22 protein-coding genes, 3 tRNA genes and 2 pseudogenes are annotated in these 25,070 nt (G+C 62.9%); 11 read left to right on the forward strand and 16 right to left on the reverse strand.

Annotated features, from left to right (window positions below; all coding sequences use genetic code 11):
• The first annotated feature begins 64 nt into the window (after positions 1–64).
• The gene (locus BACI9J_RS13530) at positions 65–511 is read left to right on the forward strand and encodes a MarR family winged helix-turn-helix transcriptional regulator (protein ID WP_159734840.1); all 447 of its coding nucleotides are present in this window, start codon (positions 65–67) and stop codon (positions 509–511) included.
• Positions 512–640: 129 nt separating this feature from the next.
• On the opposite strand, the gene BACI9J_RS13535 is transcribed toward BACI9J_RS13530, so the two are convergent.
• The 10 genes from BACI9J_RS13535 to BACI9J_RS13580 all read right to left on the reverse strand — a co-directional run bounded on the left by BACI9J_RS13535 (position 641) and on the right by BACI9J_RS13580 (position 10,385).
• Positions 641–717: transfer RNA gene (locus BACI9J_RS13535), tRNA-Pro, on the reverse strand.
• Between the two features lie 141 nt (positions 718–858).
• Positions 859–2,409 carry a ribosome biogenesis GTPase Der gene (gene der / locus BACI9J_RS13540; protein ID WP_141284728.1) on the reverse strand — a complete coding sequence of 517 codons (1,551 nt, stop codon included), beginning with the start codon at positions 2,407–2,409 and terminating at the stop codon, positions 859–861.
• Positions 2,410–2,419: 10 nt separating this feature from the next.
• Positions 2,420–3,115, reverse strand: a complete 696-nt coding sequence (locus tag BACI9J_RS13545) for a lysophospholipid acyltransferase family protein (RefSeq protein WP_159736473.1) — start codon at positions 3,113–3,115, stop codon at positions 2,420–2,422.
• Between the two features lie 28 nt (positions 3,116–3,143).
• Entirely contained in the window at positions 3,144–3,857 is a 714-nt protein-coding gene (cmk, locus tag BACI9J_RS13550) for a (d)CMP kinase (RefSeq protein WP_159734841.1), read from the reverse strand.
• Complete coding sequence (locus BACI9J_RS13555) at positions 3,857–4,963, reverse strand: prephenate dehydrogenase (protein ID WP_159734842.1); 1,107 nt, start codon at positions 4,961–4,963, stop codon at positions 3,857–3,859. Before BACI9J_RS13555 ends, cmk begins: the two co-directional genes overlap by 1 nt.
• A 3-nt stretch (positions 4,964–4,966) precedes the next feature.
• Entirely contained in the window at positions 4,967–6,181 is a 1,215-nt protein-coding gene (locus tag BACI9J_RS13560) for a pseudouridine synthase (RefSeq protein ID WP_159734843.1), read from the reverse strand.
• 151 nt (positions 6,182–6,332) lie between these two features.
• The gene (gene scpB / locus BACI9J_RS13565) at positions 6,333–6,998 is read right to left on the reverse strand and encodes an SMC-Scp complex subunit ScpB (protein ID WP_201296682.1); all 666 of its coding nucleotides are present in this window, start codon (positions 6,996–6,998) and stop codon (positions 6,333–6,335) included.
• Positions 6,982–7,878, reverse strand: a complete 897-nt coding sequence (locus BACI9J_RS13570) for a segregation and condensation protein A (RefSeq protein ID WP_159734845.1) — start codon at positions 7,876–7,878, stop codon at positions 6,982–6,984. Before BACI9J_RS13570 ends, scpB begins: the two co-directional genes overlap by 17 nt.
• Positions 7,879–7,884: 6 nt before the next feature.
• Positions 7,885–8,784 carry a ParA family protein gene (locus BACI9J_RS13575; RefSeq protein WP_011774377.1) on the reverse strand — a complete coding sequence of 300 codons (900 nt, stop codon included), beginning with the start codon at positions 8,782–8,784 and terminating at the stop codon, positions 7,885–7,887.
• Between the two features lie 254 nt (positions 8,785–9,038).
• Positions 9,039–10,385: a cation:dicarboxylate symporter family transporter gene (locus tag BACI9J_RS13580; protein ID WP_159734846.1), complete on the reverse strand. Its 1,347-nt coding sequence runs from the start codon at positions 10,383–10,385 to the stop codon at positions 9,039–9,041.
• 138 nt (positions 10,386–10,523) lie between these two features.
• Here BACI9J_RS13580 and BACI9J_RS13585 point away from each other — a divergent pair, with 138 nt between their 5' ends.
• From BACI9J_RS13585 to BACI9J_RS13625, 9 genes and pseudogenes are all read left to right on the forward strand, one after another.
• Entirely contained in the window at positions 10,524–12,170 is a 1,647-nt protein-coding gene (locus BACI9J_RS13585; protein ID WP_159734847.1) for a sensor histidine kinase, read from the forward strand.
• On the forward strand, positions 12,167–12,880 hold the full coding sequence (locus BACI9J_RS13590) for a response regulator (RefSeq protein WP_159734848.1): 714 nt from the start codon (positions 12,167–12,169) through the stop codon (positions 12,878–12,880). The genes BACI9J_RS13585 and BACI9J_RS13590 overlap by 4 nt, the downstream gene beginning before the upstream one ends.
• 76 nt (positions 12,881–12,956) lie before the next feature.
• Positions 12,957–13,598 carry a GntR family transcriptional regulator gene (locus BACI9J_RS13595; RefSeq protein ID WP_159734849.1) on the forward strand — a complete coding sequence of 214 codons (642 nt, stop codon included), beginning with the start codon at positions 12,957–12,959 and terminating at the stop codon, positions 13,596–13,598.
• Between the two features lie 43 nt (positions 13,599–13,641).
• The gene (locus tag BACI9J_RS13600) at positions 13,642–15,162 is read left to right on the forward strand and encodes an MmgE/PrpD family protein (protein ID WP_159734850.1); all 1,521 of its coding nucleotides are present in this window, start codon (positions 13,642–13,644) and stop codon (positions 15,160–15,162) included.
• The gene (gene prpB / locus BACI9J_RS13605; RefSeq protein WP_159734851.1) at positions 15,163–16,068 is read left to right on the forward strand and encodes a methylisocitrate lyase; all 906 of its coding nucleotides are present in this window, start codon (positions 15,163–15,165) and stop codon (positions 16,066–16,068) included. It begins immediately after the preceding gene.
• A 76-nt stretch (positions 16,069–16,144) separates the two neighbouring features.
• Positions 16,145–16,574: pseudogene (locus tag BACI9J_RS13610) on the forward strand (citrate/2-methylcitrate synthase); the annotation flags it as partial.
• A 7-nt stretch (positions 16,575–16,581) separates the two neighbouring features.
• Positions 16,582–16,655 (forward strand) — tRNA-Cys (locus tag BACI9J_RS13615).
• Positions 16,656–16,702: 47 nt separating this feature from the next.
• Positions 16,703–16,777, forward strand: a tRNA-Val gene (locus tag BACI9J_RS13620).
• A gap of 302 nt (positions 16,778–17,079) precedes the next feature.
• Positions 17,080–17,312, forward strand: a pseudogene (locus BACI9J_RS13625) (citrate/2-methylcitrate synthase); the annotation flags it as partial.
• A gap of 86 nt (positions 17,313–17,398) precedes the next feature.
• On the opposite strand, the gene BACI9J_RS13630 reads toward BACI9J_RS13625, so the two are convergent.
• The gene (locus BACI9J_RS13630) at positions 17,399–17,896 is read right to left on the reverse strand and encodes an 8-oxo-dGTP diphosphatase (RefSeq protein ID WP_159734852.1); all 498 of its coding nucleotides are present in this window, start codon (positions 17,894–17,896) and stop codon (positions 17,399–17,401) included.
• Between the two features lie 56 nt (positions 17,897–17,952).
• Here BACI9J_RS13630 and BACI9J_RS13635 point away from each other — a divergent pair, with 56 nt between their 5' ends.
• The gene (locus BACI9J_RS13635; protein WP_159734853.1) at positions 17,953–18,711 is read left to right on the forward strand and encodes a hypothetical protein; all 759 of its coding nucleotides are present in this window, start codon (positions 17,953–17,955) and stop codon (positions 18,709–18,711) included.
• 20 nt (positions 18,712–18,731) lie between these two features.
• Here the strand turns inward: BACI9J_RS13635 and xerD are convergent, their stop codons facing one another.
• From xerD to BACI9J_RS13660, 5 genes are all read right to left on the reverse strand, one after another.
• Positions 18,732–19,691 carry a site-specific tyrosine recombinase XerD gene (xerD, locus tag BACI9J_RS13640; RefSeq protein ID WP_159736474.1) on the reverse strand — a complete coding sequence of 320 codons (960 nt, stop codon included), beginning with the start codon at positions 19,689–19,691 and terminating at the stop codon, positions 18,732–18,734.
• A gap of 2 nt (positions 19,692–19,693) precedes the next feature.
• Entirely contained in the window at positions 19,694–20,356 is a 663-nt protein-coding gene (locus BACI9J_RS13645) for an NUDIX domain-containing protein (RefSeq protein WP_159734854.1), read from the reverse strand.
• A gap of 27 nt (positions 20,357–20,383) precedes the next feature.
• Positions 20,384–22,129 (reverse strand): CTP synthase, encoded by a 1,746-nt coding sequence (locus BACI9J_RS13650; RefSeq protein ID WP_159734855.1) that lies wholly within the window; start codon positions 22,127–22,129, stop codon positions 20,384–20,386.
• 156 nt (positions 22,130–22,285) lie between these two features.
• The gene (recN, locus tag BACI9J_RS13655) at positions 22,286–24,025 is read right to left on the reverse strand and encodes a DNA repair protein RecN (RefSeq protein WP_159734856.1); all 1,740 of its coding nucleotides are present in this window, start codon (positions 24,023–24,025) and stop codon (positions 22,286–22,288) included.
• Positions 24,026–24,028: 3 nt separating this feature from the next.
• On the reverse strand, positions 24,029–25,069 hold the full coding sequence (locus BACI9J_RS13660) for an NAD kinase (RefSeq protein WP_159734857.1): 1,041 nt from the start codon (positions 25,067–25,069) through the stop codon (positions 24,029–24,031).
• Between the last annotated feature and the right edge of the window lies 1 nt (position 25,070).

Raw genomic sequence — 25,070 nt, forward strand, 5'->3', positions numbered from 1 at the left:
GCGCAAGCAACTACATTCCGATGCATCGCGGATCACAAGACATGAAGGCAGGAGCACAGTAGATATGGGCATCAAGGATGACGCCGTAGAGGTACGGGCACAGGGTTGGCGAACCCTTGCCGCGCTGCACGGAAGCATCGAAGCGGAGCTCGAGAAGGCTCTCCAGGCCTCAAGTGACCTGTCTGTAGTGGAGTACACGGTCCTGGACGCACTGAGCCGCCAGGACGGTTGGCACATGCGAATGCAGCAGCTAGCCCGCGCCACCGCCCTCTCCAGCAGCGCCACCACACGACTGGTCAACCGGCTGGAAGACCGCGGCCTGCTCACCCGTATCCTGTGCGCCGACGACCGACGCGGCATCTACACCGAACTGACGCAGGCCGGGCAGAAGCTTCTCGAGGCGGCCAAGCCCGTGCACGACCACACCCTGGCATCCGCCCTTGAGGCCGCCGAGTCCGTGCCCGAACTCGAGCCGCTGGTGCGGGCGCTCAGCGTGTTGCAGAAGGTCTAGCCCCATCCCCCGGTCTTATTCGCAATCCCCCGACGCTCAACGGCGGGTGATTCGAACAAGACCGGGAGTGCGCAGGCATTAACGACCAAAGGCCGGAATCACTGTGTTTCCACGTGATTCCGGCCTTTATGGTCGGGCTGACAGGATTTGAACCTGCGACCCCTTGACCCCCAGTCAAGTGCGCTACCAAGCTGCGCTACAGCCCGCTGGTTCCACCGTTCTCCGCCTAAGTTTTCCTCCGAGGAGTCTCACCTAAGCAGTCCGGCCGAACCACCTCCAAAAGCTTACACGAAGTTGGAGGTGGGAGACGCCATCACAGCCAAAGTGGGCTGTGATGCCCGTCTCACTTAGCGCTTCTTGCCCCGCTTCTCGCGGACGCGCATGTTGACCTCGATGGGCGTGCCCTCGAAGCCGAACGTTTCGCGGAGGCGACGGGTGATGAAGCGACGGTATCCGGGGTCTAGGAATCCGGTAGTGAACAACACGAACTTCGGCGGGCGGCTCGATGCCTGGGTGCCGAAGAGGATGCGCGGCTGCTTTCCGCCACGGACCGGGTGCGGGTGGGCCGCCACCAGTTCGCCCAGGAACGCGTTGAGGCGTCCGGTGGGGATACGCCGGTCCCAGCTCTCCAAAGCAATGTCCAGCGCGGGGACCAGCCGGTCCTTGTGCCAGCCGGTCTTGGCGGAGATGTTCACGCGGGGAGCCCATTCCACGTGCGCGAGGTCCTGCTCGATTTCGCGCTCCAGGTAACGGCGGCGTTCGTCGTCCAGCAGATCCCATTTGTTGAAAGCGAGAACCAGCGCACGGCCGGACTCGATAGCCAGCTGCAGGATACGGACGTCCTGCTCGCTGAGGACTTCATCAACGGCAAGAAGCACGACGGCGACCTCCGCCTTTTCGAGCGCGGCCTGCGTCCGCAGCGAAGCATAGAAGTCGGCACCCTGGGCCATGTGCTGACGGCGGCGGATACCTGCAGTGTCCACGAAGCGCCACGTGCGGTCGCCCAGTTCGATGAACTCGTCAACGGGGTCACGCGTGGTGCCTGCCAGTGGATCCACCACTACGCGCTCGGAGCCCGCAAGCTTATTGAGCAGCGAGGACTTACCCACGTTGGGGCGACCGATCAGCGCGATGCGGCGGGGACCGCCTGAACGCTCCACACCATCCACCAGGGAGTACTCGGGAAGGGTGTCCATGACGTGGTCCAGGAGGTCCGCAACACCGCGGCCGTGCAAGGCCGAAACCGGGTACGGCTGGCCGAAGCCCAAGCCCCAGAGTGCCGCGGAATCGGCTTCCTGGGCGAAGTCGTCCACCTTGTTGGCCACCATGATGACCGGCTTCTTGCTCTTGCGGAGCATCTTCATGACACCCTCGTCCGTGGCTGTTGCGCCCACGGCGGAGTCCACCACGAAGAGTACGGCGTCGGCAAGCTCAACAGCCATCTCGGCCTGCTCTGCAACCCGGGCGTGGATGCCCTTGGCGTCGTGCTCCCAACCACCGGTGTCCACCAGGGTGAAGTTGCGGCCGTTCCAGCGGGCCGAATACATTACGCGGTCGCGGGTAACGCCCGGGGTGTCCTCCACAACTGCTTCGCGACGGCCAAGGATACGGTTGACCAACGTGGACTTGCCCACGTTCGGGCGTCCGATGATGGCCAGAACCGGGTCCAGCTTGAGGGGACCTTCCTCGCCTTCATCGCCGTATTCACCGCTGAGCAGCGCGGCGTCTTCTTCGTCGAGTTCGTAGTCCTCCAGGCCTGCCCGGAGGGTGGCCGCGCGGAGCTCGGCTTCGTCGTCGTCCAGGGCCGCCAGGTTTTCCGCCACCTGGTCGGTGCCGGTGGGCGTGTATTCGTCGTCGCCGGCTCCGTGGAGGCCGGATTTTTGAGTCGTATCGCTCATTGCACTTTCCTTAGTGGTGGTCTGCCGGCGTCCCGGCTACTGCTGTATGGCGGTGCTGCGGAGTAGGTTCTCCGGGCGCAGGCTCCAAAGGAAGATCCTGGCCTGTGGCGCGGATGGCGTCCTGGACGTGCCCGGCCAGGGCTTCACGGATCTCCGCAGCCGCCCTGTCCATTGAAACACGCCCCGGTTCGCCCTTCCGGCGCTTCACCGTGATGGGTTCGCCGAAGCTCACATGGAGCTTGCGGCGTGGTTTGGGGATATGGTCGCGATGCTCATCACCCTGACGGGTTCCGAGGATGGCGACCGGTATAACGGTGGCTCCCGAGTTCAGGGCAAGCCACGCAACTCCGTTGCTGATGTTTTCTGCCGAGCCGCTCCCCCGGGTTCCTTCGGGAAGAATCCCTACGCAACGGCCGGCGTCGAGCAGTTTCTTGCCCAGATGCAGGGCGGTGCGGTCACCGGAGCGGTCCACCGGGATCTGTCCGGAACCCCGCAGGACAGAGCCCAGGAAACCCTTGAACATCTCTTTCTTGACCAGAATGTGCATGGCACGAGGTGACGCGCCGAACATCACCGGCCCGTCCAGGAAGCTAATGTGGTTCGCCGCGAAAACCACCGGCCCGGCCGCTGGCACGTTGCTTTTGCCCGCCACGATGGTCCGGTAGAGGAAGTGATCCAGGAACCAACCTACTGGGCGGCTCCATATCCTGCTTGCTGCGGAAGGTAGCTGATTCTCAGTCACCATAGATAACCTTGCTCACGATCGCCAAGGCAGTCTCCACCGTTTCCTCAAAGTTCAAATCCGAGGAATCGAGGGTGACTACACCGTCGGCCGCTTGGGTGAAATTCACAACTGTGGAGTCCTTGGCATCACGCTGGATGACCTGCGCCTTGAGCTGTTCCTTGGTCTGCGTGCCGCCCAACTGAATCCCGCGGCGCCGCATCCTGGCTTCCTCACTTGCAGTCAAGAGCATGCGAACTTCAGCATTGGGGACCACGACGGTGGTGATGTCGCGGCCTTCCACCACCATACGGCGGTGATGCTGGTCGATCAGCTCACGCTGTCGACGGATCAGCTCGGTGCGGGCACCGAGCGTCGTAGCGACAGCACTCACCGAAGAGGAGATCAGAGGATCCCGGATCTCGTCCGTGATGTCCGTACCATCAACTGCCACATACTCCGTGGCGGTTGTTGTGCTGATCTCCAACGGCATGATCTTCGAAGCCTGTTCCACCGCGGCCCCGTCCTGAAGGTCAACGCCGGTCTTGAGGCAAAACCACGTCAGGGCACGGTACATCGCACCAGTGTCCAAGTACGCCAGCTTCAAGCGCCGGGCAACTTCCTTGCTGACGCTGGATTTGCCTGATCCTGAAGGGCCGTCGATCGCGATCACGAGCGGCTTGCCGGGACGGGCAACAGTTTCCGGGCCAAAGAATTCACGCGTCATTACTGCAGTACCCGCCATCCACGGTCAGTCAAAGCTTCAACAAGGAGGTCATGCTTGCTCGGAAGCACGGAGAGTTCCACCATGCCAACATTTTGTCCGGAGGAATGATCCAGCCGAAGGTCTTCCAGGTTGACCCCGATCTCGCCGATCTCGGTGAGAAGATGCGCGATCTGACCAGGCGTGTCATCCACCAGGATGGTGAGCCATGAGTACGCCTGGGGAGGTCCGCCGTGCTTTCCGGGGATCCGGGCCTGGCCTGCGTTGCCCTCGCTGATCAGCTGTGCGAGGTCGAGCCGCGCGCCGGGGGCGAGGGGTTCTTCCAAGGTTCCGATCAAGCGGTTCAGGTCCTCACGCACACCGTGGAGGATGGACACCACTTTTTCCGCGTTGCCGCCCAGGATTTGTACCCAGAGGGTGGGATCGCTGGCCGCGATGCGGGTAGTATCCCGAAGTCCGTTGCCCGCCAAAGAGAGGGCATGCAGCGGCGTACCCTGCAGACGGCTCGCCAGAAGCGAGGACATGATCTGCGGTAAATGAGACACCAGCGCCACGGCTTCATCGTGCTCGTCCGCAGTGAATTGGGAAACAATTGCTCCCAGATCCCCCGCGAGCGAACGCGCAGCCTGGAGTGCAGCATCCGAGGTTTCTTCGGAGGGGCAGAGCACCCACGGCATGGAGGTGAAAAGCTCACCCCTGGCCGCGACCGGGCCGGACTTCTCCCTGCCTGCCATGGGGTGCGTACCCACATAGCGGGCAAGGTCAACGCCGCGTTCCCGCAGTTGTGCCTGGATGCCGGCCTTGACGCTGGCAATATCAACCACCACCGCTGACGGGTAATCCGCCAGCGCCTTCTGCACGACGTCGGCAGTAACGTCCGGCGGGGCCGCGACGACTACCAGCTGGGGATCCTTATCCAGTTCCTCCAACGGCCGTCCGGCACCGATGTCCACCGCCACCGCCTGGTTGGTGGGTGAAGGATCGAAAAGGAAAACGGGGACACCGCGTCCGCGCAGGCCGAGGCCAATGCTGGCTCCGAGCAAGCCTGTACCGAGAACGACGACCGGGCCGTCAAGATGGCCCCGGCCGTGCGTACCGAATGCCGACATGCCCTAGAGTCCCACCGATGCCAGGAGGTGTCCGACTTCCTGCCTGCCGAGGTTGCGGATGCTGCCCTGGCGCTGGTCACCCAAGCCGATGGGGCCAACCTTGACGCGGACAAGACGCTCCACCGGGAATCCGACGGCGTCGAACATGCGGCGCACAATGCGGTTCTTACCCGAGTGCAGGACAACCTCGATCAGGACGTGGCCCGGGGTGGAGTCAACCAGACGGAAGGAATCCACTGCAGCAACGCCGTCTTCGAGCTCCACGCCGTTCTTCAGCTTTGCGCCCACGCCTTGCGGGAAGGGCCCGCGCACCTGGACCAGGTACGTCTTGGGCACCTCATAGGAAGGGTGCGTCAAGCGGTTGGCAAGTTCGCCGTCGTTGGTTAGCAGCAGCAGCCCCTCAGTGGCGACGTCGAGGCGGCCAACGTGGAACAGGCGTTCGCCCTTGTTCTTGTTGTTCTTGAGGAAGTCGCTGATGCAGGGACGGCCTTCAGGATCCTCCATGGTGGAGACAACACCCTTGGGCTTGTTGAAGACCATGTAGACGAGGGTGTCATCGAGCTGGATCCGGATGCCATCAACATGGATCACGGCGGCCGTGGGGTCCACGCGCATACCAAGCTCGGTGGTCACCACACCGTCAACCTCGACGCGGCCTTCGAGGATCATTTCCTCGCACACGCGGCGTGAGGCTACGCCTGCCTGTGCCATGACCTTTTGCAGGCGTACGCCGTCGGCGTCGTGAAGGTCCGACTGGGGAACTTCCTGCCGCGGGCCACGGTTGCGTGCCGGCTTCCGGATGGGGCCAAGGTTCTGGCCGAAGCGTTCGCTGCCGAAGGCCTTGGATCCGTACTGCCGTGCCGGCTTGGCTTTGGGTTTGATCGCGCCCGGAGTGCCGGGCGCCTTGCCGAAGCCGGGCTTGTTGGAGCCGGGCTTCCGGAAGGGCTTCGCGGGCCTGCCTGCCTGGCCGCGGTCGAAATCGCCCGCTGTTGTGGGGTTGTCAGGATCGAAAGGTGCCGCTTCGCGCGGCTTCGAAGCCTTGAAAGGGCGGCCCTCGCCCTGGGTGAAGTTGCGCTTTCCAGCGCCGGCGCTGCCGCCGCGGCCGGAGAAGCCGCCGGCATTGGAGCGGCCGGTGCCGCTTCCCTTGGCCTCATTGCGTCCGGAACTGTTTCGTCCCGAACCGTTACGTGGTGAACTCTGGCGTCCCGCCTGTGTCATGACCCGTCCTTGTGTAGTAATGGCCGGCAAGTGCTGTTGAAATCAACACTAGCCAGCCGGGCAGACATCGTCTGCCCCTTGTCGCTGTGCACCTTGATATGGCGCCGTGAATCAATATGAAGTTCTCTTGCAGTACCGGTGATGGCCGTGGCTACATCCGGCTTGCGTCGTAGTACTCGTCGATGCCTTCCAAACCAGGAAGGTGCGGCGAGAGTTGCGGCAATTCAGCCACTGAGCCGATGCCCATCCGTTCCAGGAAGTACGAGGTTGTCCGGTACAGGGCAGCCCCCGACTCGGGATCGTTTCCGGAGTCCTCGATCAAACCCCTTTGGGTGAGAGTCCGGACCACGGAATCTACGTTGACGCCGCGAATGGCAGAAACCCGGGCCCTTGAGACCGGTTGCCGGTAGGCAATGACCGCCAGCGTCTCAAGCGCTGCCTGAGTAAGCCTGGTGGTCTGCCCCTCAAGGACGAATCTCCCCACGACGTCGGCAAATTCCGGCCGTGAATAGATCCGCCACCCACCGGCGACGTTCCGCAATTCAAAACCCCGGGGTGCAGTGCTGGCATCGGCAAAGCCGACAGCATCCACGTCCGGGGCTTTAACAGTATAGCCGCTATACTCCCGCTGCAGGTCCTGCAGCAAATCCTCGACGACGGACACCGTCACGTTCAGCCCAGCCGCCAGCTCCTCCGAGGAGGCAGGTACATCGATCACCATGAGGACAGCTTCCAATGCCGCACGCGCACCGCCCGGCAGGGCATCGAGCCCGGCCAGTCCGTCCTCCGCTGTTTCATGCTCACTCACCGGCGCCATCCCCGCTTCCTGTTCCTGCTTCAGGCTCATACTCCTCGCTCAGGCTGGAACTGTCCCAGCCCGCGTCATCGCCCGTCCATCGAACCGTCAGTTCAGCCAACGGCCCGGGTTGTTCAAAGGCAACCACGCGGTCCCGGAACATTTCCAGCAATGCCAGGAATCGTGCCACCACCACCAAAGTAGTCTCGGCGTCGGCAATCAATGTCCGGAAGGACAGTGGCGCCCCCAGCTTCAGGCGGTAACCCATGATCTCGGCCTGTTCCTTGACACTGACCGGCGGAGCATGGAGGTGTTCCAAGCCCACCTCGGCAGGGACGGAATCCTTGGGCTTAAGTGCTTTCGCGGCAAGTTCAGCGAACTGCTCGGGCGTGTGCCTCCAGACGAGTTCCGGAAGCAGCGCCGCGAAATGGCTTTCCAGGGCAACTTGCCGCGGGTACCTCCGGGCTTCCTCTTCCAGGGTCCCGCCCAGGATGCCGGCGATCTGTTTAAACGCCTTGTATTGCAGAAGCCGGGCAAACAGCAGATCCCTCGCTTCAAGGAGGGCAATGTCCTCGGCGTCCTCCACCTCACCTGCGGGCAGGAGGCGTGCGGCTTTCAAATCCAGAAGCGTTGCGGCGATGACCAGGAACTCGCTGGCTTCATCCAGCGCCCAGTCCTCGCCCAGCTCCTGAAGGCGCCGGATGTACTTGATGAACTCATCAGTGACCGTGGCCAAGGCCACCTCGGTAATATCCAGCTTGTGCTTGGAAATGAGGCCGAGCAAAAGGTCAAAGGGTCCCGTGAAGTTGGCCAGCCGAACTTCAAAGCCAGCCTTACGGCCTTCGGAGGTACCGGCGTCGGGCGCTTCCGCTTCCGCGGTGGGGGCGATTGACGGTCCCACCGTCCGCTAGGGCGCGCCGCCGCGCGAGATCAGTTCCTTGGCGAGCCGGCGGTACGCATCCGCGCCGATGTGGTTGCCGGCGTAGCTGGTGATGGGCTCGGCGGCCACAGTGGCATCTGCAAACTTGATGGAACGTTTGATGACTGTTTCAAAGACCTTGTCCCCGAACGCCTCCACCAGGCGCGAGATGACCTCGCGGCTGTGCAGGGTGCGGGCGTCATACATGGTGGCCAGGACGCCGTCCACCTGAAGGCGGGGGTTTAGGCGGTCCTGTACTTTTTCGATGGTCTCCACCAGGAGCGCCACCGCACGAAGGGCGAAGAACTCGCAAATCAAGGGGATGATGACGCCGTGGGCTGCAGTCAGCGCATTCACCGTCAGCAAGCCCAGCGATGGCTGGCAGTCGATCAAGACGACGTCGTAATCATCCTCAACGCTCTTGAGTGCGCGGTCCAGGACCTGCTCACGGGCTACCTCGTTGACCAGCTGGACTTCGGCGGCGGAAAGGTCAATGTTGGCGGGCAGGAGGTCCACGCCTTCAACACCGGTCTGCTGGATGGCATCACGAATGTTCACCTTGCGGTCCATCAGGACGTTGTAGACGGTGAGGTCGAGCTCGTGCGGGTTGGCTCCAAGACCGGCGGAAAGAGCCCCTTGGGGATCAAAGTCCACCAACAGAACACGCCTGCCGTACTCGGCGAGCGCAGCCGCCAGGTTGATGGTGGACGTGGTTTTGCCCACGCCGCCCTTTTGGTTGACCATGGCGATGACTCTCGCCGGACCATGGGAGGCCAGTGGAGCAGGTTCCGGGAATTCGCGGTGAGGGCGGCCCGTGGGCCCCATGATGGCGTCTTCCAGATCGAGCTCGGTGCCTTCCAGCGTAGCTGTTCCCCGTTCGATGCTCACGTATCTAACCACTCTTTCGACGACGATCTTCCCTGCCGCTGCACCCTGGGGTGACAGCGCTGCTACCCCTTTAGGCTACAGCGCCCGACACGGTTATTTGGGGAACTTGACTTTGGCCGATTCTTGAGCCTTTACCCTCTGGTTGAGGTCGAAGGTTGAGACTCCGGCCTCAGTTTTGCAGGGGGAACAGCGGAGGCCGGCACCTGGGACGGTGCCGGCCTCCGCCGAACGGTCTTATGTTGAAGCTGGTCCTGTTAGACCGCAGTCTTTTCGCGGTTTTCAGTCGCGGGCGCTGTTGCTTCTTCGCCGCCGTGGGCCATCATGGTCTCTTCGTCGAAGGGCTCGACGCCGGAGAGGACGCGCTCCACCTGGCCGTTGTCGATTTCCTTCACCCAGGTGCCGATCAGGACTGTTGCCACGGCGTTTCCGGTGAAGTTGGTCAGCGCACGGGCCTCGGACATGAAACGGTCGATTCCAACAATCATGCCCACGCCGCCCAGGAGTTCCGGCTTATGTGCTTGGAGACCGGCGGCAAGGGTTGCCAGTCCGGCACCGGTGACGCCGGCAGCACCCTTGGAGGCGATGATCATGAAGACCAGCAGGGAGATCTGGGCGCCGAGATCCAAGGGCGTGCCCATGGCATTGGCTACGAACAGCGATGCCATGGTGAGGTAGATCGCCGTGCCGTCAAGGTTGAAGGAGTAACCGGTGGGAACCGTAACGCCGACAACCGGCTTGGAGACACCCAGGTGTTCCATCTTGGCGATCAGGCGCGGCAGGGCTGCCTCGGAGGATGACGTGGAGAAGATCAGGAGATACTCGCGGGCCAGGTACTTCATGAGCTTGAAGATGTTGACGCCGGCAACGGCACGGAGCAGCGTACCCAGGATGACCACGATGAACAGGGCGCAGGTGATGTAGAAGGCCAGCATCAGGGTAAACATGCTGAGGATCGCCTGGGCACCCGTTGCACCCACGACGGCGGCGATTGCGCCGAACGCTCCCACCGGAGCCAGCCACATGATCATGATGAGGATCCGGAAGACCAGGCGCTGTCCATGTCCAATGGCGTTGAGGATGGGCGTTCCCTGCTTGCCCATCTTCTGCAGAGCGAAACCGACCAGGATGGCGGCCAGAAGGGTGGGCAGGACCGGGATGTCACCGGGAATGATTCCCAGGAGGAAGTCAACGGTGCTGTTTGTGTCGGCCTTCTTGTTGGGATCATACGGGGTCAGTTTGAGGCCCTCGCCCGGGTGGATCAAGTTACCGACCACCAAGCCGATGGCCAGGGCGAACGTGGACATTGCCACGAAGTAGCCCAGTGCAAGTCCACCCACCTTGCCAACCGTTGCAGCCTTTGCGATGGATCCGATGCCCAGGACGATGGTGCAGAAGATCACCGGGGCGATCATCATCTTGATGAGCTTGATGAAGCCGTCGCCGAGCGGCTTGAGCGACTTTCCGACCTCGGGGAACATCAGGCCGACCACGGCGCCGAGCACTACGGCCAGGATCACCGCGATGTACAAGTAATGCGACTTGTCGAGCCCCTTGCGTCCAGCTTTGGCAGCTACTGCCGACTCTCCTCGTTGAGAGGTCATGGGATTCTCCTTTGGATACTGTGTAAGGCGCTGCGGTCCTGCACTGATGTCCAATCCGCTGCCCTTGTGTGATATCCATCATTGAGCCGCTGGTGACACACATCACCGTTGCGGTCATATTGGTCATGGGAGGCCTTCTTGTTTCACAGCTGGAGCATCGCCCGCCGCTTGTTCGTGGCAAATCTATTGTTTGTCTTGGTGCTGACGGCGGTCTTCGGCGCATTCTCCGTAGTGGAGGCAAGAGATAGGGCCTATGACGAAGCCGGCGGCAGGATGCGGGCAATCGCTACCTCGCTGGCCAACAATCCCTTGGTTCTGCAGGCTGCCTCAACGCCGGATCCGTCAGCCATCCTCCAGCCCTACGCGCGGGAAGTCATGGACGACGCGGATGCGGACTTCATCACCATCATGGCGCCGGACAGGACGCGCTGGACCCATCCGCGGACCGAGGAGCTGGGCAAGCCGTACATCGGGACCATTGAGCCCGCCCTTGGCGGTGAAACCTTTACCGAAGTCACGGCAGGAACCCTTGGTCCGTCGGTCCGAACCATTGCGCCCGTCAAGGACACCGAGGGGAACGTCAAGGCCTTGGTAGCTGCCGGCGTCACGGTCCGCACCGTGGACACCGATGTGGCCGAGAGGCTGACAGTGATTGGCGTCATCGCCTTGGTGGTCCTGTTCTTCGGTTCAGTTGCCTCGTGGCTGTTGGGCCGTTACCTTCGCTCGGTGACCCGGGGGTGGGGCCCTGAACAACTGGCGCAGCTGTTCGCGTACTACGAGTCCGTCCTCCACTCGGTCCGGGAAGGCGTGATCCTGATTGATACGCACGGCAAGGCAGTAATGTACAACGACCAAGCCGCAGAACTGCTGGGACTGGAGCCTTCCGACGCCGACCGCTCCCCTGACCAGGCCCCCAAGCTCGCTGACCTTCCCTTCGACGGCAGCCTGCGGGCGCTGTTCGAATCAGGAAGGCCGGCACATGACGAAATCCACCTGACCGGTTCCCGCATACTGGTTGTCAATCAAGCCCCGGCGGTAGGGCCGGTGCCTGAACGCAGCCGGCAGAAGCCAGCCGCGTACGGCACAGTGGCAACCATCCGGGATCGTACCGAGATCGAGTCCCTGGGTACCGAACTACAGACCATGAAGACACTTTCCGATGCCCTGCGCGCACAGACCCATGAGCATGCGAACCGCCTGCACATGATTGTTTCCTTGCTGGAACTGGGCCGCACGCCCCAGGCTTTGGATTTTGCCACCAAGGACCTTGAGCTGAGCCAGCAGCTGACCGATGACATGGTGGCGTCCGTGGACGAGCCTGTAATGAGCGCGCTGGTGATGGGCAAGGCGGCCGAAGCCCACGAACGCGGGGTGGAATTGGTGGTGCGGACCTCGGGCAGCTCCGGCGTCCGGGGCTTGGAGATCCAGGACCTGGTGACAATTCTGGGGAACCTTTTGGACAATGCCATTGATGCCGCTGCCGCCGGTGACCTGCCGCGGAAGGTGGAGTTGGAGGTAGAAGCCGGGCCCGCCGCCGTCGAATTCACGGTGCGGGACTCAGGCCGCGGCATCAATCCAAGCTCCATCGAGGACGTCCTGCACTACGGTTTCAGCACGAAGTCCCCGGAAATAAGCCCACGCGGCGCCCATGGCCGGGGCGTGGGACTGGCATTGGTGCGTCAGGCGGTGGAGCGGCTCAACGGTACGATGACCATCAGCAATCCCGGCGGAGCACAGTTCCATGTCCTGCTCCCCGCGCCTGTTCCCGAGGAAGAGAAGGCATGACTGACATCCGCGTACTGGTGGTGGAGGACGAGCCCATAGCCTCGGACGCCCACTCTGTCTACATAGGCCGTCTGGAGGGCTTCACCTTGGTGGGGACGGCACCGGACGGGCAATCCGCGTTGCGTATCCTTGGCGAGTTTGCGTCGTCGGGGACGCCGGTGGACCTGGTCCTGTTGGACATGAATCTGCCGGACCTTCACGGCCTTGATGTGGCCCGCAGGATGCGTTCCGCGGGCGTATTTGCGGACATCATCGCCATTACCGCTGTCCGGGAACTGAACATTGTGCGGAGCGCCGTCTCAATCGGCGTCGTGCAATACCTGATCAAGCCCTTCACCTACGCCACGTTTGCCGACAAACTCAGCAGCTACCGCACGTTCCGCGAGCAGCTGGCAGGCTCGATGTCCGGAATCTCCAAAGCAGGAGCCTCACAAAGTGACGTAGACCAGGCGTTCGCGAGCCTCCGCGCACCCACCGAACTACCGCTCCCCAAGGGACTTTCCGGCTCAACCCTGGAGTCCGTGAAGGATCTGGTGCGGGCGGGGCACCACCCCGTCTCGGCAAGTGAGGTTATGGACGCACTGGGGATGTCCCGCGTGACAGCCAGACGGTACCTGGAATACCTTGCCGACGCCGGAACTGTCACCCGGGCGCCGCGGTACGGCACCCCGGGCCGGCCGGAGAATGAGTACGGCTGGAACCATCGTTAGATTTTTTCTGTATACACAGAGTCTTTCTTTTGTTCATTTGCTCGCCTGATCGAGCCTCTTTGTATACACTGAGGGTATGCGCGCCAGTGATCGGGCTTACAACGCCCTCCGAGAAGACATCATTGAATGGCGCCTGAGACCGGGAACGGTTCTGGCGGAAGTGGAGCAGTCCGAACGCCTCGGCGTGTCCCGGACACCCGTTAGGGAGGCGCTAAGCCGGCTGACCGCGGAAGGATTGACGACGGCGGCAGGGGGCCGCGGCGTCGTCGTCACCGATATCTCGCTGGAGAGCATCGACGAACTGTTCGAACTGCGTGAAACCCTTGAAGTGCGTGCCGCTGCTTTGGCCGCAGAACGCGGGGAACCTGGTGTCTTCGCCGAGTTGCATACCCAACTGCTGCTGGCCCCTGAGCTGCTCCGGGACCAGGATCCCGCGCGCCACGAGTACTACGCCTTGGTGAGCCGGTTGGATGACGCGATCGACGCCGCAGTCTCCAATTCCTACCTTGCCAATGCCATGCGGGGCCTGCGCGTCCATCTGGTGCGGGTCCGCCGCCTGGCCGCCGACGACACCGCCCGGCTCCACGCCGCGGCAGCCGAACACGCCGCGATTGCCGAGGCCATCGCCGCGGGCAACCCCCGGCTGGCCGAGGCCGCCACAACAGTCCATCTCCACCGCAGCCTCACCCACGTCAAAGCCACCCATACCCCTGACTAAATACACCCACTGCTCGGAAACACCACTGCCCAGAAGGAGCACCATGGTCAAGAACAACCACGTCCGTGTCTACAAGAGTGAAGAGAACCTGCCCCGCGAGGAACAGCTGGCGCACAAAATTGCCGTAGTCGCCGCTGATCCCGTTGAGGTCTCGCCTGAGGTCACTGACATGGTGATCAACCGGATTATCGATAACGCCTCGGTAGCCATCGCATCGCTGAACCGGGCACCGATCGTCGCAGCCCGCGCCCAGGCACTGACCCACGCTCCCTCCGCGAACGGCAAGGGTGCTTCGGTTTTCGGTATTAACGAGCAGGTCTCCCCCGAGTGGGCTGCCTGGGCCAACGGGGTGGCCGTGCGCGAACTGGACTATCACGACACCTTCCTGGCCGCCGACTACTCACACCCCGGGGACAACATCCCGCCGATCCTGGCCGTCGCCCAGCATGTGGGCTCCAATGGTGCGGACCTGGTGCGGGCGATCGCCACCGGCTACGAAATCCAGGTGAACCTGGTCAAGGCCATCTGCCTGCACAAGCACAAGATCGACCATGTGGCGCACCTCGGCCCCTCCGCCGCCGCCGGCATCGGCACCCTTCTTGGCCTGGACGTGGAAACGATCTTCCAGTCCGTGGGCCAGGCCCTGCACACCACCACCGCCACCCGGCAGTCCCGCAAGGGAGAAATCTCCACCTGGAAAGCCCACGCCCCGGCCTTCGCAGGCAAAATGGCGGTCGAAGCCGTGGACCGCTCCATGCGCGGCCAGACCTCCCCGGTGCCGATCTACGAAGGCGAAGACGGCGTGATCGCCTGGATGCTGGATGGCCCGGACGCCTCCTATGAGGTGCCGTTGCCGTTGCCCGGTGAAGCCAAGCGCGCCATCCTGGACACCTACACCAAGGAACACTCCGCCGAGTACCAGGCCCAGGCCTGGATCGACCTCGCCCGCAAACTCCACAAGGAGCACCCGGAAACCACGGACCCGGCCAACGTGACCTCGGTGCTGATCAAGACCAGCCACCACACCCACTACGTGATCGGCTCCGGCGCGAACGACCCCCAGAAGTACTCCCCCACCGCGTCCCGCGAAACCCTGGACCACTCCATCCCCTACATTTTCACCGTCGCGTTGCAGGACGGCGCCTGGCACCACGTGGACTCCTACGCCCCCGAACGCGCCGCACGTCCGGACACCGTGGAACTGTGGCACAAGGTCACCACGGTGGAAGACCCGGAGTGGACGCGCCGGTACCACTCGTTGGACATCGCAGAGAAGGCCTTCGGCGGTTCGGTGGAAATCACCCTGACCGACGGCACCGTCATCACGGATCAGATCGCTGTGGCTGACGCGCACCCGCTCGGTGCCAGGCCGTTCGCCCGCGAGCAATACATCAACAAGTTCCGCACCCTCGCAGCAGGACTCGTCGAAGAAGCCGAAATCGAAAGGTTCCTCACCGCCGTCGAACGTGTCACCGAACTCGCCGCCGGGGAACTGGGCCAGCTGAACATCACCGCCGCACCCGGCGTCATCAACCTCAGCAACGCACCCAAGGGGCTGTTCTAAATGCTGTACTCCACAACCACCCCGGAACAGAAGCGCCTCAAGCTCCGCGAGTTGCTCAACTCCGGGACCGTGCAACAGTTCCCCGGTGCGTTCAACCCGCTCTCGGCACGGCTCATCGAAGAAAAGGGCTTCGCCGGGGTCTACATCTCCGGCGCCGTCCTGGCCAACGACCTCGGCCTCCCGGACATCGGCCTGACCACCCTGACCGAGGTAGCCACCCGGGCCGGGCAAATCGCCCGCATGACCGACCTGCCGTCCCTGGTGGACGCCGACACCGGCTTCGGTGAACCCATGAACGTAGCCCGCACCATCCAGGAACTCGAAAACGCGGGACTGGCCGGATGCCACATCGAGGATCAGTTCAACCCCAAACGCTGCGGACACCTGGACGGCAAGAACGTGGTGGACATCGACACCGCCACCAAACGCATCCGCGCCGCAGCAGACGCCCGCCGGGACCCGAACTTCCTCATCATGGCCCGCACCGACATCCGGGCAGTCGACGGAATCCAGGCCGCGCAGGACCGCGCCAAAGCACTGGTGGACGCCGGCGCCGACGCGATCTTCCCCGAAGCGATGCGTGACTTAAGCGAGTTCCAGGCCATCCGCGACGCCGTGGACGTGCCCATCCTGGCCAACATGACCGAGTTCGGCAAAAGCGAACTCTTCACCGTCGAGCAACTCCAGGGTGTTGGCGTGAACATGGTCATCTACCCCGTCACCCTCCTCCGCATTGCCATGGGCGCTGCAGAGCGTACTCTGGAATCGATCAAGGCTGCGGGGACCCAGGAAGCGCACGTGGAAAACATGCTCACACGCGCGCGCCTCTACGAACTCGTCGACTACGAGGCCTATAACCAATTCGATACCGGCGTATTCAACTTCCAGGTTCCTGGCGTCCGCTAGGTTCCGTATTCATCAAGGGGAACGCAGGCATTCCGGAACTCCCGGCGCGCTTGCTCTATGAACGAAGGAGAGCAGCATGGCAGCTGTTGACATCAAAAAGGGCCTTGCCGGCGTTGTGGTGGACTACACCGCCGTCTCGAAGGTCAACCCGGACACCAACTCGCTGCTGTACCGCGGCTACCCGGTCCAGGAATTGGCCGCCAAGTGCAGCTTCGAAGAAGTGGCGTACCTGCTGTGGAACGGCGAACTGCCAACTGACGCAGAGCTTGCGGAGTTCACCGCCCGGGAACGCGCAGGCCGCGCCCTGGACCCCGTGGTCAAGACCGTCATTGACGCCTTGCCCACCACCGCCCACCCCATGGACGTCTGCCGTACGGCTGCCTCCGTGCTCGGCGCCCGGCACGAACTGGCCGAGGATTCCTCGCCCGAGGCAAACATGAAGAAGGCAATCGACCTCTGGGCTGCCATGCCCGCAGTGGTCGCCTACGACCAACGCCGCCCGTGAACCTCGATGGTGGGGTGGCCGAGAGGCTAGGCAGCGGCCTGCAAAGCCGTCCACGCGGGTTCGAATCCCGTCCCCACCTCCAGATCCACCCTCCAAGACCTTGATGGACTCCGGTCCACGCAGGGACTTGGGCGATTGGCGCAGCGGTAGCGCGCTTCCCTGACACGGAAGAGGTCACTGGTTCGATCCCAGTATCGCCCACCACCACGGAGCCCCCGGCAGGACCACCAGGTCCGGTCGGGGGCTTTCTTCGTTCCAAGGGTGGCCGGATGGGCCGGTCCGCGGACCCGGCACGGATCCGGCGACGGCGACCCCGTCGGCGGTCTTCGCTGCATCGGTCCGACTCGAGCTGTTGTGCTCGTGTCGGCCCGTTGCTTCCCGACATCTGATCAGCGACTGCGTGGGTGGACCGCTCGAGTGGGGTGGGCAGGCGACCACCGGCATGGCGGTAGCGTGGAGGGACAGCACTCTCGGGGGAGCAGCATGAGCACGTACCGTCCACACCNACAACGGACTGGAACAGGCCATGGACGAGGCCAAAGCCATCAAGCCCAACCTCGACTACCCGGCCGGCCCCACGTACCACCTCATGGGCTTCGACACCCAAACGTTCACGCCGTTGTTCGTAGCCAGCCGCATTACCGGCTGGACCGCCCACGTCATGGAACAGGTAGCCTCCAACTCGTTGATCCGCCCGTTGAGCGAATACAACGGACCCGAAGAGCGGCACGTCCCCTAGCTCGTCGGGTCACCCAACCGAGATGCACGACGCCGGGCCGGTCACCGAAAGGCGACCGGCCCGGCGTCGTACTTTCTGCTCACTTGCTATAGCCCGGGGTCCACCCAGTCAATGGTGTGGACGTCAGCCACATTCTCATTGTCAGCTGCCAAGGACACCCGCACGGCGATACGCCGGCCGGCAATCATGGCGGGCAGCCAGTGTTCGGCGTCAGCCCACATCCTCTCCACGGGAAGGTCCGTCACCGGGAACCATGCCGGGGCAATCTCATCGCTCTCGGACGGTTCGCCCTTCCACGAACGGGTCAGGAACACGGTGGTGGCCATGTTCCACTCAGGCCTGGCCGGAAACACAAAGTCAACAGTGCCCGCCGGAATCAGGTCCTCCGCCGCCACCACAACATTGATTTCCTCCATGACCTCCCGGCACGCCGCCTCCGAGGCGTTCTCCCCCAACTCAACGTGCCCACCGACGCCCACTACCTTGCCCCTGCCGAAACCTGTCTTCTTGGTTCCGAGCAGGACATGCTCGCCGTCCGCTGCGTCGCGGAGGAGGAAGCACAGAGTCACATGGGCTGCAGTCATGCTGCCTACCTTAACCTGATCTCCCTTGCCACTGCCGCCATTGCTACAGTGAGCCCATGACTGAAGACGGGGGAAACGGGCGGGCCCGGGCAGTGTCCGTCGATGGGGTCACAGATTTGCCACCCGAGGCGGTTACCGAGTCCGCTGACATCGTTGCCAAGGCCAAAGCTGAACCGGACACGTGGCTGCCCCGTTGGCTCGTGGCACACCCGCTTTATGCAGGCTGGGCCTGGACGGTGGTGTGGGCCGGGCTGATCGTCCTGGACGAAGTGGTGGACCTGGCCGGATGGACCTGGTACGTGCTGGTGTTCGTGGCCGCCCTTCCCACCCTGATCGCCACGCTGGTGGTGCTGCATGCCACACCCCGCAGCCATCTCCGCGCTGTGGACGCAACAGTCCTCGGCCACTTCTTCGTCCGGTTCCTTGCACTAGTTGCGGCATTCATGGTCTGGGCAGCCTCCGTGGTGATGAGTGCCTCCATATCCACCACCATCCAGACCGTCATCGGCGATTCTGAGAAGGAAGTCACAGCCCTGGGTTTCAACCTCATGCTGGCCGCTGTTCCGCTGGTGCTTTCCATCCTGTGGATGGCGTTCATCGTCCGCTGCGCGTGGTTCCTGCGGCGGCTAAGGGGTTGGCGGCAGGTACCACTGAAGACACGCGTCCCGAAGAAATTTCTCCGCGGACGTCCGCGACTCAAGCGCGTGGTGGTAGGGCTGGCACACCCCGGCCTTTTGGTTGTAGCAGGACTAGGGACCTCGCTACTGGCATTGTTCGTGGACGCCGTCGAGCTGACGCTGAACGTACTCGAGTAGCGGCCGGCGGAGTGCCGGGCTTATCCCAGCGCCCTCGGATGCGCGGCCGCGTAGACCTCACGCAACGTATCCGCGGTAACCAGGGTGTAGACCTGCGTGGTGGTCACGGATGCGTGCCCCAGCAACTCCTGCACCACCCTGACATCCGCTCCGCCCTCCAAGAGATGGGTGGCAAAAGAATGGCGCAACGTGTGCGGCGAAACATCCTTGGTGATGTTTGCTTTGTCCGCGGCCGCCTTCAGAATGGTCCACGCGCTCTGCCTGCTGATCCTGCCACCCCGGGCGTTGAGGAACAGAGCCGGAGTGCCTTTGCCCTTCGAGGCCAACAGCGGCCTTCCGCGGACAACATAGGCCCCGACGGCGCGGGCACCGTAGGAGCCCAAGGGCACCAAACGCTCCTTGGATCCTTTGCCGAACAACCTGACGATCGCGGGATCACCGCCGGTGTCCTCAAGCGAGACGTCATCGACGTCCAAGCCCACAGCTTCGCTGATACGGGCACCCGTGGAGTACAGGAATTCAAGCAATGCACGGTCCCGCAGTCCCGTGGCGCTATCCGAGCCGGCAGCTTCCAGGATGCGCGTCACTTCGCCCACACTGATGGCTTTGGGAAGCCGTTTGCCCGGCATGGGCGGGTGGACATCGCTGGCGGGGTCCGCCGTCGTGGTTCCCTCCAGCGCCCAAAACTTGTGAAGCCCCCGGACGGCCACCACTGTGCGTGCGGCAGAGCGCACGCCCAGTACTGCGCCGCCGTCGGAACCGTCGGACAAGGCCTGGACGAAAGCCGTCACGTGGTGCCGTGTGATATTCCCGGGCTGCTCCACACCTTGGGCTGCAAGAAAGTTCGAGTACCGGGACAGGTCCCTGCGGTAGGCGGACAAGGTGTTGGCTGCCAAACCGCGCTCCACACCAACGTGCTGCAGATAATCGGTGATGGCGCGATCAACGCCGTTGGCGGTTCGAGTGGCGGCCTCGGCCATGCTCAGCGCTGGCTCGGATGAGCCGGCCACGGCGCATTGGCGGGACGAAGACTCGTGAAGCCATCGGCCTTGGCAGCAGCGGCGGCAAGGATCCCCAGCACAGCCGATGGGTTGTGCAGACGGCCTTCCATGACTGCCTTCACGGCGTCTTCGAGCGGCACCCAGTGGAGTTCAATTTCTGCTTCTTCATCCGTGCGGACGTGCCGGTCCGCCAGGGCGACGTCGCTGAGGCCTCGAGCCAAGTAAATTCGGACAGCCTCGCTGGACGAACCCGGGGAGTTGAAGAAGTCCACCAGCACATTCCAGGTAGCCGCAACCAGGTCAGCTTCCTCTGCCAACTCCCGGGCCGCGCCCACCACAAAATCCTCGCCCTCAACATCCAGGAGACCGGCCGGGATCTCCCACAGATCCATCCCCACCGGATGCCGGTACTGCTTCAGCAGCAGGATTTCGCCGTCCACGTTCATGGGGAGCACCGCTACAGCTCCAGGGTGGTCGATGTAGTCGCGAACCAGGGTGTCCGTGCCGTCGCTCAGTTGAAACGAGTCGCTGACAACGTCCCAAATGCGGCCTTCGTACACCTTGCTGGTAGACAAAAGACGGCGCGGGCTCGGCATGTCCGAAACCTGCCTTGATGTGCGGGGGGTTTCAGAAATACCGGGCATCGCGCCGTCCTTCGTTAGTACTTGCGTTTACTTGGCAGCTACCGTGCGGGCGCCGGTCTTGGTGGCCACGGGGGCACCTTCACGACGTTCCAAGGCAGCCTTGACCAAACCTGCGAACAGCGGGTGGGGGCGCGTTGGACGGGAGCTGAGTTCCGGGTGCGCCTGCGTTGCCACGTAGTACGGGTGGACTTCGCGGGGAAGCTCCACGTACTCCACCAGCTTGCCGTCAGGCGAAGTACCGGAGAACACCAGGCCCTCGGCTGCGATCTGATCGCGGTACTTGTTGTTGACTTCGTAGCGGTGGCGGTGGCGTTCGCTGACGGTGGTGGTGCCGTAGGTCTCGGCAATGACGGAACCTTCATCCAGCTTGGCCTCGTAGAGTCCAAGACGCATGGTGCCGCCGAGGTCTCCCTTGCCTTCCACGATGTCCAGCTGCTCTTCCATGGTGGCGATGACCGGGTACTTCGAATCCGGCTCAAACTCGCTGGAGGAAGCGCCTTCAAGGCCAACCACGTTACGGGCGTACTCGATCACCATGCACTGCAGGCCAAGGCACAGGCCCAGGACCGGGAGTTTGGTTTCGCGAGCGAACTTCAAAGCGCCCAGCTTTCCTTCAAGGCCGCGGATACCGAAGCCGCCTGGAACACAAATGGCGTCTACACCGGCCAGGGATTTGGTTGCCCCTTCCAGGGTTTCGCACTCGTCCGAGGGGACCCAGCGGATCTTGACCTTGGCTTCGTTCGCGAAACCGCCCGCACGGAGTGCCTCGGTGACCGAGAGGTAGGCGTCCGGGAGGTCAATGTACTTACCCACCAGGGCAATTTCGACCTCATGCTTGGGGTTGTGAACAGCTTCGAGGAGCTTGTCCCACTTGCTCCAGTCAACGTCCTTGAACGGCAGATCCAATGCACGGACGATGTAGGAATCCAGGCCCTGGGAATGCAGGGTCTTGGGGATGTCGTAGATGCTCGGGGCGTCAGCGGCGTTCACCACGGCGTCGATGTCGACGTCGCACATGCGGCCGATCTTCTCACGCATGGCTTCAGGCACTTCGCGGTCCGAGCGGATCACGATTGCCTCGGGCTGGATGCCGATGGAGCGAAGGGCAGCCACGGAGTGCTGGGTGGGCTTGGTCTTCAGTTCCTGGGAAGGGCCGATGTACGGGACCAGGGAGACGTGCAGGAAGAAGACGTTGTTGCGGCCCACATCCTGGCGGACCTGGCGTGCGGACTCAAGGAACGGCTGTGATTCGATGTCGCCCACCGTGCCACCGATTTCGGTGATGATGACGTCCGGAGCGTTCTTGCCTTCGGCAGGAAGACGCATGCGGCGCTTGATTTCATCGGTGATGTGGGGAATGACCTGGACGGTGTCTCCGAGGTATTCGCCGCGACGTTCCTTGGCGATCACTGTGGAGTAGATCTGGCCTGTTGTGACGTTGGCCGAACCTTCGAGGTTTTCATCGAGGAAGCGCTCGTAGTGTCCGATGTCGAGGTCGGTTTCGGCGCCGTCATCGGTCACGAACACTTCGCCGTGCTGGAAGGGGTTCATCGTGCCCGGATCCACGTTCAGATAGGGATCGAGCTTCTGCATAGTTACAGACAAACCACGTGCCCGCAGCAGGTGACCGAGGCTGGAAGCCGTCAGACCCTTACCGAGCGAGGACGCCACACCACCGGTGACGAAGATGTGTTTGGTCGTCTTGGACGAGCCCGGGAACCGGGAATTTACACGGGAATTTGATCGCTGCACCACGGAATTCGAGCTTATCATCAATTACGCCTTCCCAGCGTCCGTTCGGATTCCCCAAATGGTCAATAGTTGCTCACCAGGGCATTCCAAGCAAGACCCGGGCGGGATTAAGTGCGCCGATGTGATGGTGCTCGCAGTCTTCCACAGCGCCCTGAACGGGCAGCCGTGCCCGTCACCTTAGGCGCCCTGAGGCAGAAGCTTCGCGTCATCCAGCAATTCCTGGGCATGCGCCTGTGCACTCTCGGAATCCTCTTGACCGGCCAGCATGCGGGCAAGCTCCTTGACGCGCTCATCGTCGCTCAGCAACTGCACGTCGCTGGAGGTGAAGCCGGTGGTCGTCTTTCCGTCAGCGCCCCGAACCGAAGTTTTGGTCACGCGGATGTGCTGATCGGCGAAAGCAGCCACCTGTGGCAGGTGCGTCACCACCAGGACCTGGACGTGCCGGGCGAGCATGGCCAACCTGCGGCCGATTTCCACGGCAGCACGGCCACCCACCCCGGCGTCCACCTCATCGAAGACAAAGGTCGGGACAGGGTCCACGGCGGCAAGCACTACCTCGATGGCCAACATGACCCTGGACAGTTCACCTCCGGAGGCTCCCTTGCCCAGGGGCCTCGCCGGAGCTCCGGAGTGGGGTTGGAGGAGGAAAGCGATCTCATCGGTGCCCCAAGGGCCCAACGAGCCACTGCCATCGACTTCGATGACCAGAGTGGCGTCGGCCATCGCCAACGCCTTCAGTTCGGCGCTGACCCGGGATGAGAGATTCTTGGCAGCTTTGAGGCGGGCTTTGGTGATAGCGGCAGCCAGCTTGAGCAGGGTTGCCTCGGCAGAGGCCACTTCGGCATCCAAAGACTCGATACGGCTTGAGTCGTCCTGCAACTCATCAAGGCGGGCCCTCGCCGTAGCCGCCCACTCAAGGACTTCGTCAATACTGGGGGCGTATTTGCGGATCAGTTTGGCCAGGGCCGCCCGGCGCTCCTCGATTTCTGAGAGGCGCTCAGGGCCTTCGGTGTCCAACGCGGCCTGGTAGCTGGACAATTCGGCGGCGATGTCATTGAGGAGGAAGCCCACTTCCGCTAGCCGGGTCGCTGCGGAACGAAGTTCCTCGTCATGCTCTGCCACGTGCTCCAGCGTCCGTTTAGCGGCATCCACCATGGTGGTTGCATCCCCCGCGTCGCCGAATTCCTCAGCAATGAGGGACTCGTGGGCTGCAGCTGCCGCCAAACGCAGCTCTTCGACGTTTGCGAGCTTCACGGCCTCCGCCTTGAGGGTCTCGTCCTCACCCGGTTGGGGATCCACCTCATCAATTTCCTTAAGGGCAGCGTCCAACGACTCAGCCTCGCGCAAACGCTCACGGGCTTCGCTGCGCAGCGTCTCAAGTTCTGACTGGATTGCCTTCCAGTGGTTGAACAGCTCCTGGTACTCCCCCAGCGTCTTGGCCAGGGGTGTTCCTGCAAACCTGTCCAAGGCGTGCCGCTGAGCGGTGGCGCTCTTGAGCCGGATCTGGTCCGACTGACCATGGACCACTACCAGGCTTTCGCCCAGCTCGGCCAACACGCCCACCGGTGCCGCGCGACCACCAACATAAGCCCGGCTTCGCCCATCCGCGCCAACGGTGCGGGCCAGCAGGAGCTCAGCAACGCCGTCGAACTCTTCAGCCTCGCCACCGGCCTCCTTGGCCCGTTCCACGGCACTATGGGCCGGATCCAGCTTCAGCACAGCTTCGGCCGATGCGGATTTGGCACCACTGCGAACGGCACCTGCGTCCGAACGGGCACCAAGAAGAAGTCCGACGGCGGTCACCACCATGGTCTTTCCCGCACCGGTTTCACCGGTGACTACGCTCAGGCCCGGGCCAAGCGGCAGGGCGGCATCGGTGATGACGCCGAGGTCACGGATTCGGAGTTCTTCAAGCATGGTTCACTTCGCATTCGTGGGATCTGATGGCCCACCTTGCCCCGAGTCCTGGGACGTTTCGGAGTCCCGGGGACTGGGCAAGGGAGCCGGTGACAGGGTCCGGATGACGGGTATGGGACCGGTGTGGACTTCACCGCTCCGAGGGGCCGGGCCACGCCAGCCGTGGATGGGAAGCTGGAACTTGCGGACCAAGCGCGCCGAGAACGGAGTCTTGTGGGTCCGGGCAAGCCGTACCGGGGTGGCAGAACGCGTTACTTCAACACGGGCTCCGGGCGGCAAGTCCACCGAACGCCGGCCATCGCACCACAGGACCCCCAAAGCCTCGGTGCGGTTCATGATTTCCACGGCCAGTTTCGAACGCGGAGACACCACCAGGGGTTTGGCAAAGAGTGCATGGGCACTGATGGGAACTATGACCAACGCCTCCACCTCAGGCCAAACAACTGGCCCTCCTGAAGAGAAGGCATAGGCCGTGGAGCCCGTGGGCGTAGCGAGGACGACGCCATCGCAACCGAACGACGTCAAAGGACGCTCATCAACTTCGGTGACAACTTCCAACATGCGTTCCCGGTTGGCCTTTTCAATTGCGGCCTCGTTCAAAGCCCAGGTGTGCCAAATCTTTTGGCCCTTGACCCACACCTGGACATCAATGGTCATGCGTTCTTCCACCGTGTACTGACGGCTGGCAATCCACTCCACCGTCTGCGCAAGGTCCGCACGTTCACTTTCGGCAAGGAAGCCCACATGCCCCAGGTTGACGCCCAACAGCGGGACGTCCACCTCACGGACCAGCTCAGCCGCGCGAAGGATGGTGCCGTCGCCCCCAAGGACCATCACCAGCTCCACGTCTTCCAGATTGACGTGATCATTGAGGATCTCGATTGGCGTATCAAGGGCACCGAAGAAACGCTCAATATCTGCGAGTTCGGATTTTTGCAGCACGGGAACCAAGCCGGAGGCATGCAGTTGCGTACAGGCATCCCACGCTGCGCGGAGCGATTCCTCCCGCCCTGTGTGGGCAAGGACAAGTACACGCCTGCTCATC

The sequence above is a fragment of the Arthrobacter sp. 9V genome (assembly GCF_902506065.1).
Lineage (GTDB): Bacteria > Actinomycetota > Actinomycetes > Actinomycetales > Micrococcaceae > Arthrobacter.

Coding starts and splice junctions, on each gene's coding strand:
- BACI9J_RS13630 (WP_159734852.1), bottom strand. CDS start 17,896: ATGACTGCAGCCCATGTGACTCTGTGCTTCCTCCTCCGCGACGCAGCG.
- BACI9J_RS13645 (WP_159734854.1), bottom strand. CDS start 20,356: ATGCCCGGTATTTCTGAAACCCCCCGCACATCAAGGCAGGTTTCGGAC.
- BACI9J_RS13580 (WP_159734846.1), bottom strand. CDS start 10,385: ATGACCTCTCAACGAGGAGAGTCGGCAGTAGCTGCCAAAGCTGGACGC.
- BACI9J_RS13590 (WP_159734848.1), top strand. CDS start 12,167: ATGACTGACATCCGCGTACTGGTGGTGGAGGACGAGCCCATAGCCTCG.
- BACI9J_RS13635 (WP_159734853.1), top strand. CDS start 17,953: ATGACTGAAGACGGGGGAAACGGGCGGGCCCGGGCAGTGTCCGTCGAT.
- BACI9J_RS13660 (WP_159734857.1), bottom strand. CDS start 25,069: ATGAGCAGGCGTGTACTTGTCCTTGCCCACACAGGGCGGGAGGAATCG.
- recN (WP_159734856.1), bottom strand. CDS start 24,025: ATGCTTGAAGAACTCCGAATCCGTGACCTCGGCGTCATCACCGATGCC.
- BACI9J_RS13650 (WP_159734855.1), bottom strand. CDS start 22,129: ATGATAAGCTCGAATTCCGTGGTGCAGCGATCAAATTCCCGTGTAAAT.
- BACI9J_RS13530 (WP_159734840.1), top strand. CDS start 65: ATGGGCATCAAGGATGACGCCGTAGAGGTACGGGCACAGGGTTGGCGA.
- cmk (WP_159734841.1), bottom strand. CDS start 3,857: ATGACGCGTGAATTCTTTGGCCCGGAAACTGTTGCCCGTCCCGGCAAG.
- BACI9J_RS13600 (WP_159734850.1), top strand. CDS start 13,642: ATGGTCAAGAACAACCACGTCCGTGTCTACAAGAGTGAAGAGAACCTG.
- BACI9J_RS13595 (WP_159734849.1), top strand. CDS start 12,957: ATGCGCGCCAGTGATCGGGCTTACAACGCCCTCCGAGAAGACATCATT.
- scpB (WP_201296682.1), bottom strand. CDS start 6,998: ATGGCGCCGGTGAGTGAGCATGAAACAGCGGAGGACGGACTGGCCGGG.
- BACI9J_RS13555 (WP_159734842.1), bottom strand. CDS start 4,963: ATGTCGGCATTCGGTACGCACGGCCGGGGCCATCTTGACGGCCCGGTC.
- prpB (WP_159734851.1), top strand. CDS start 15,163: ATGCTGTACTCCACAACCACCCCGGAACAGAAGCGCCTCAAGCTCCGC.
- BACI9J_RS13560 (WP_159734843.1), bottom strand. CDS start 6,181: ATGACACAGGCGGGACGCCAGAGTTCACCACGTAACGGTTCGGGACGA.
- der (WP_141284728.1), bottom strand. CDS start 2,409: ATGAGCGATACGACTCAAAAATCCGGCCTCCACGGAGCCGGCGACGAC.
- xerD (WP_159736474.1), bottom strand. CDS start 19,691: ATGGCCGAGGCCGCCACTCGAACCGCCAACGGCGTTGATCGCGCCATC.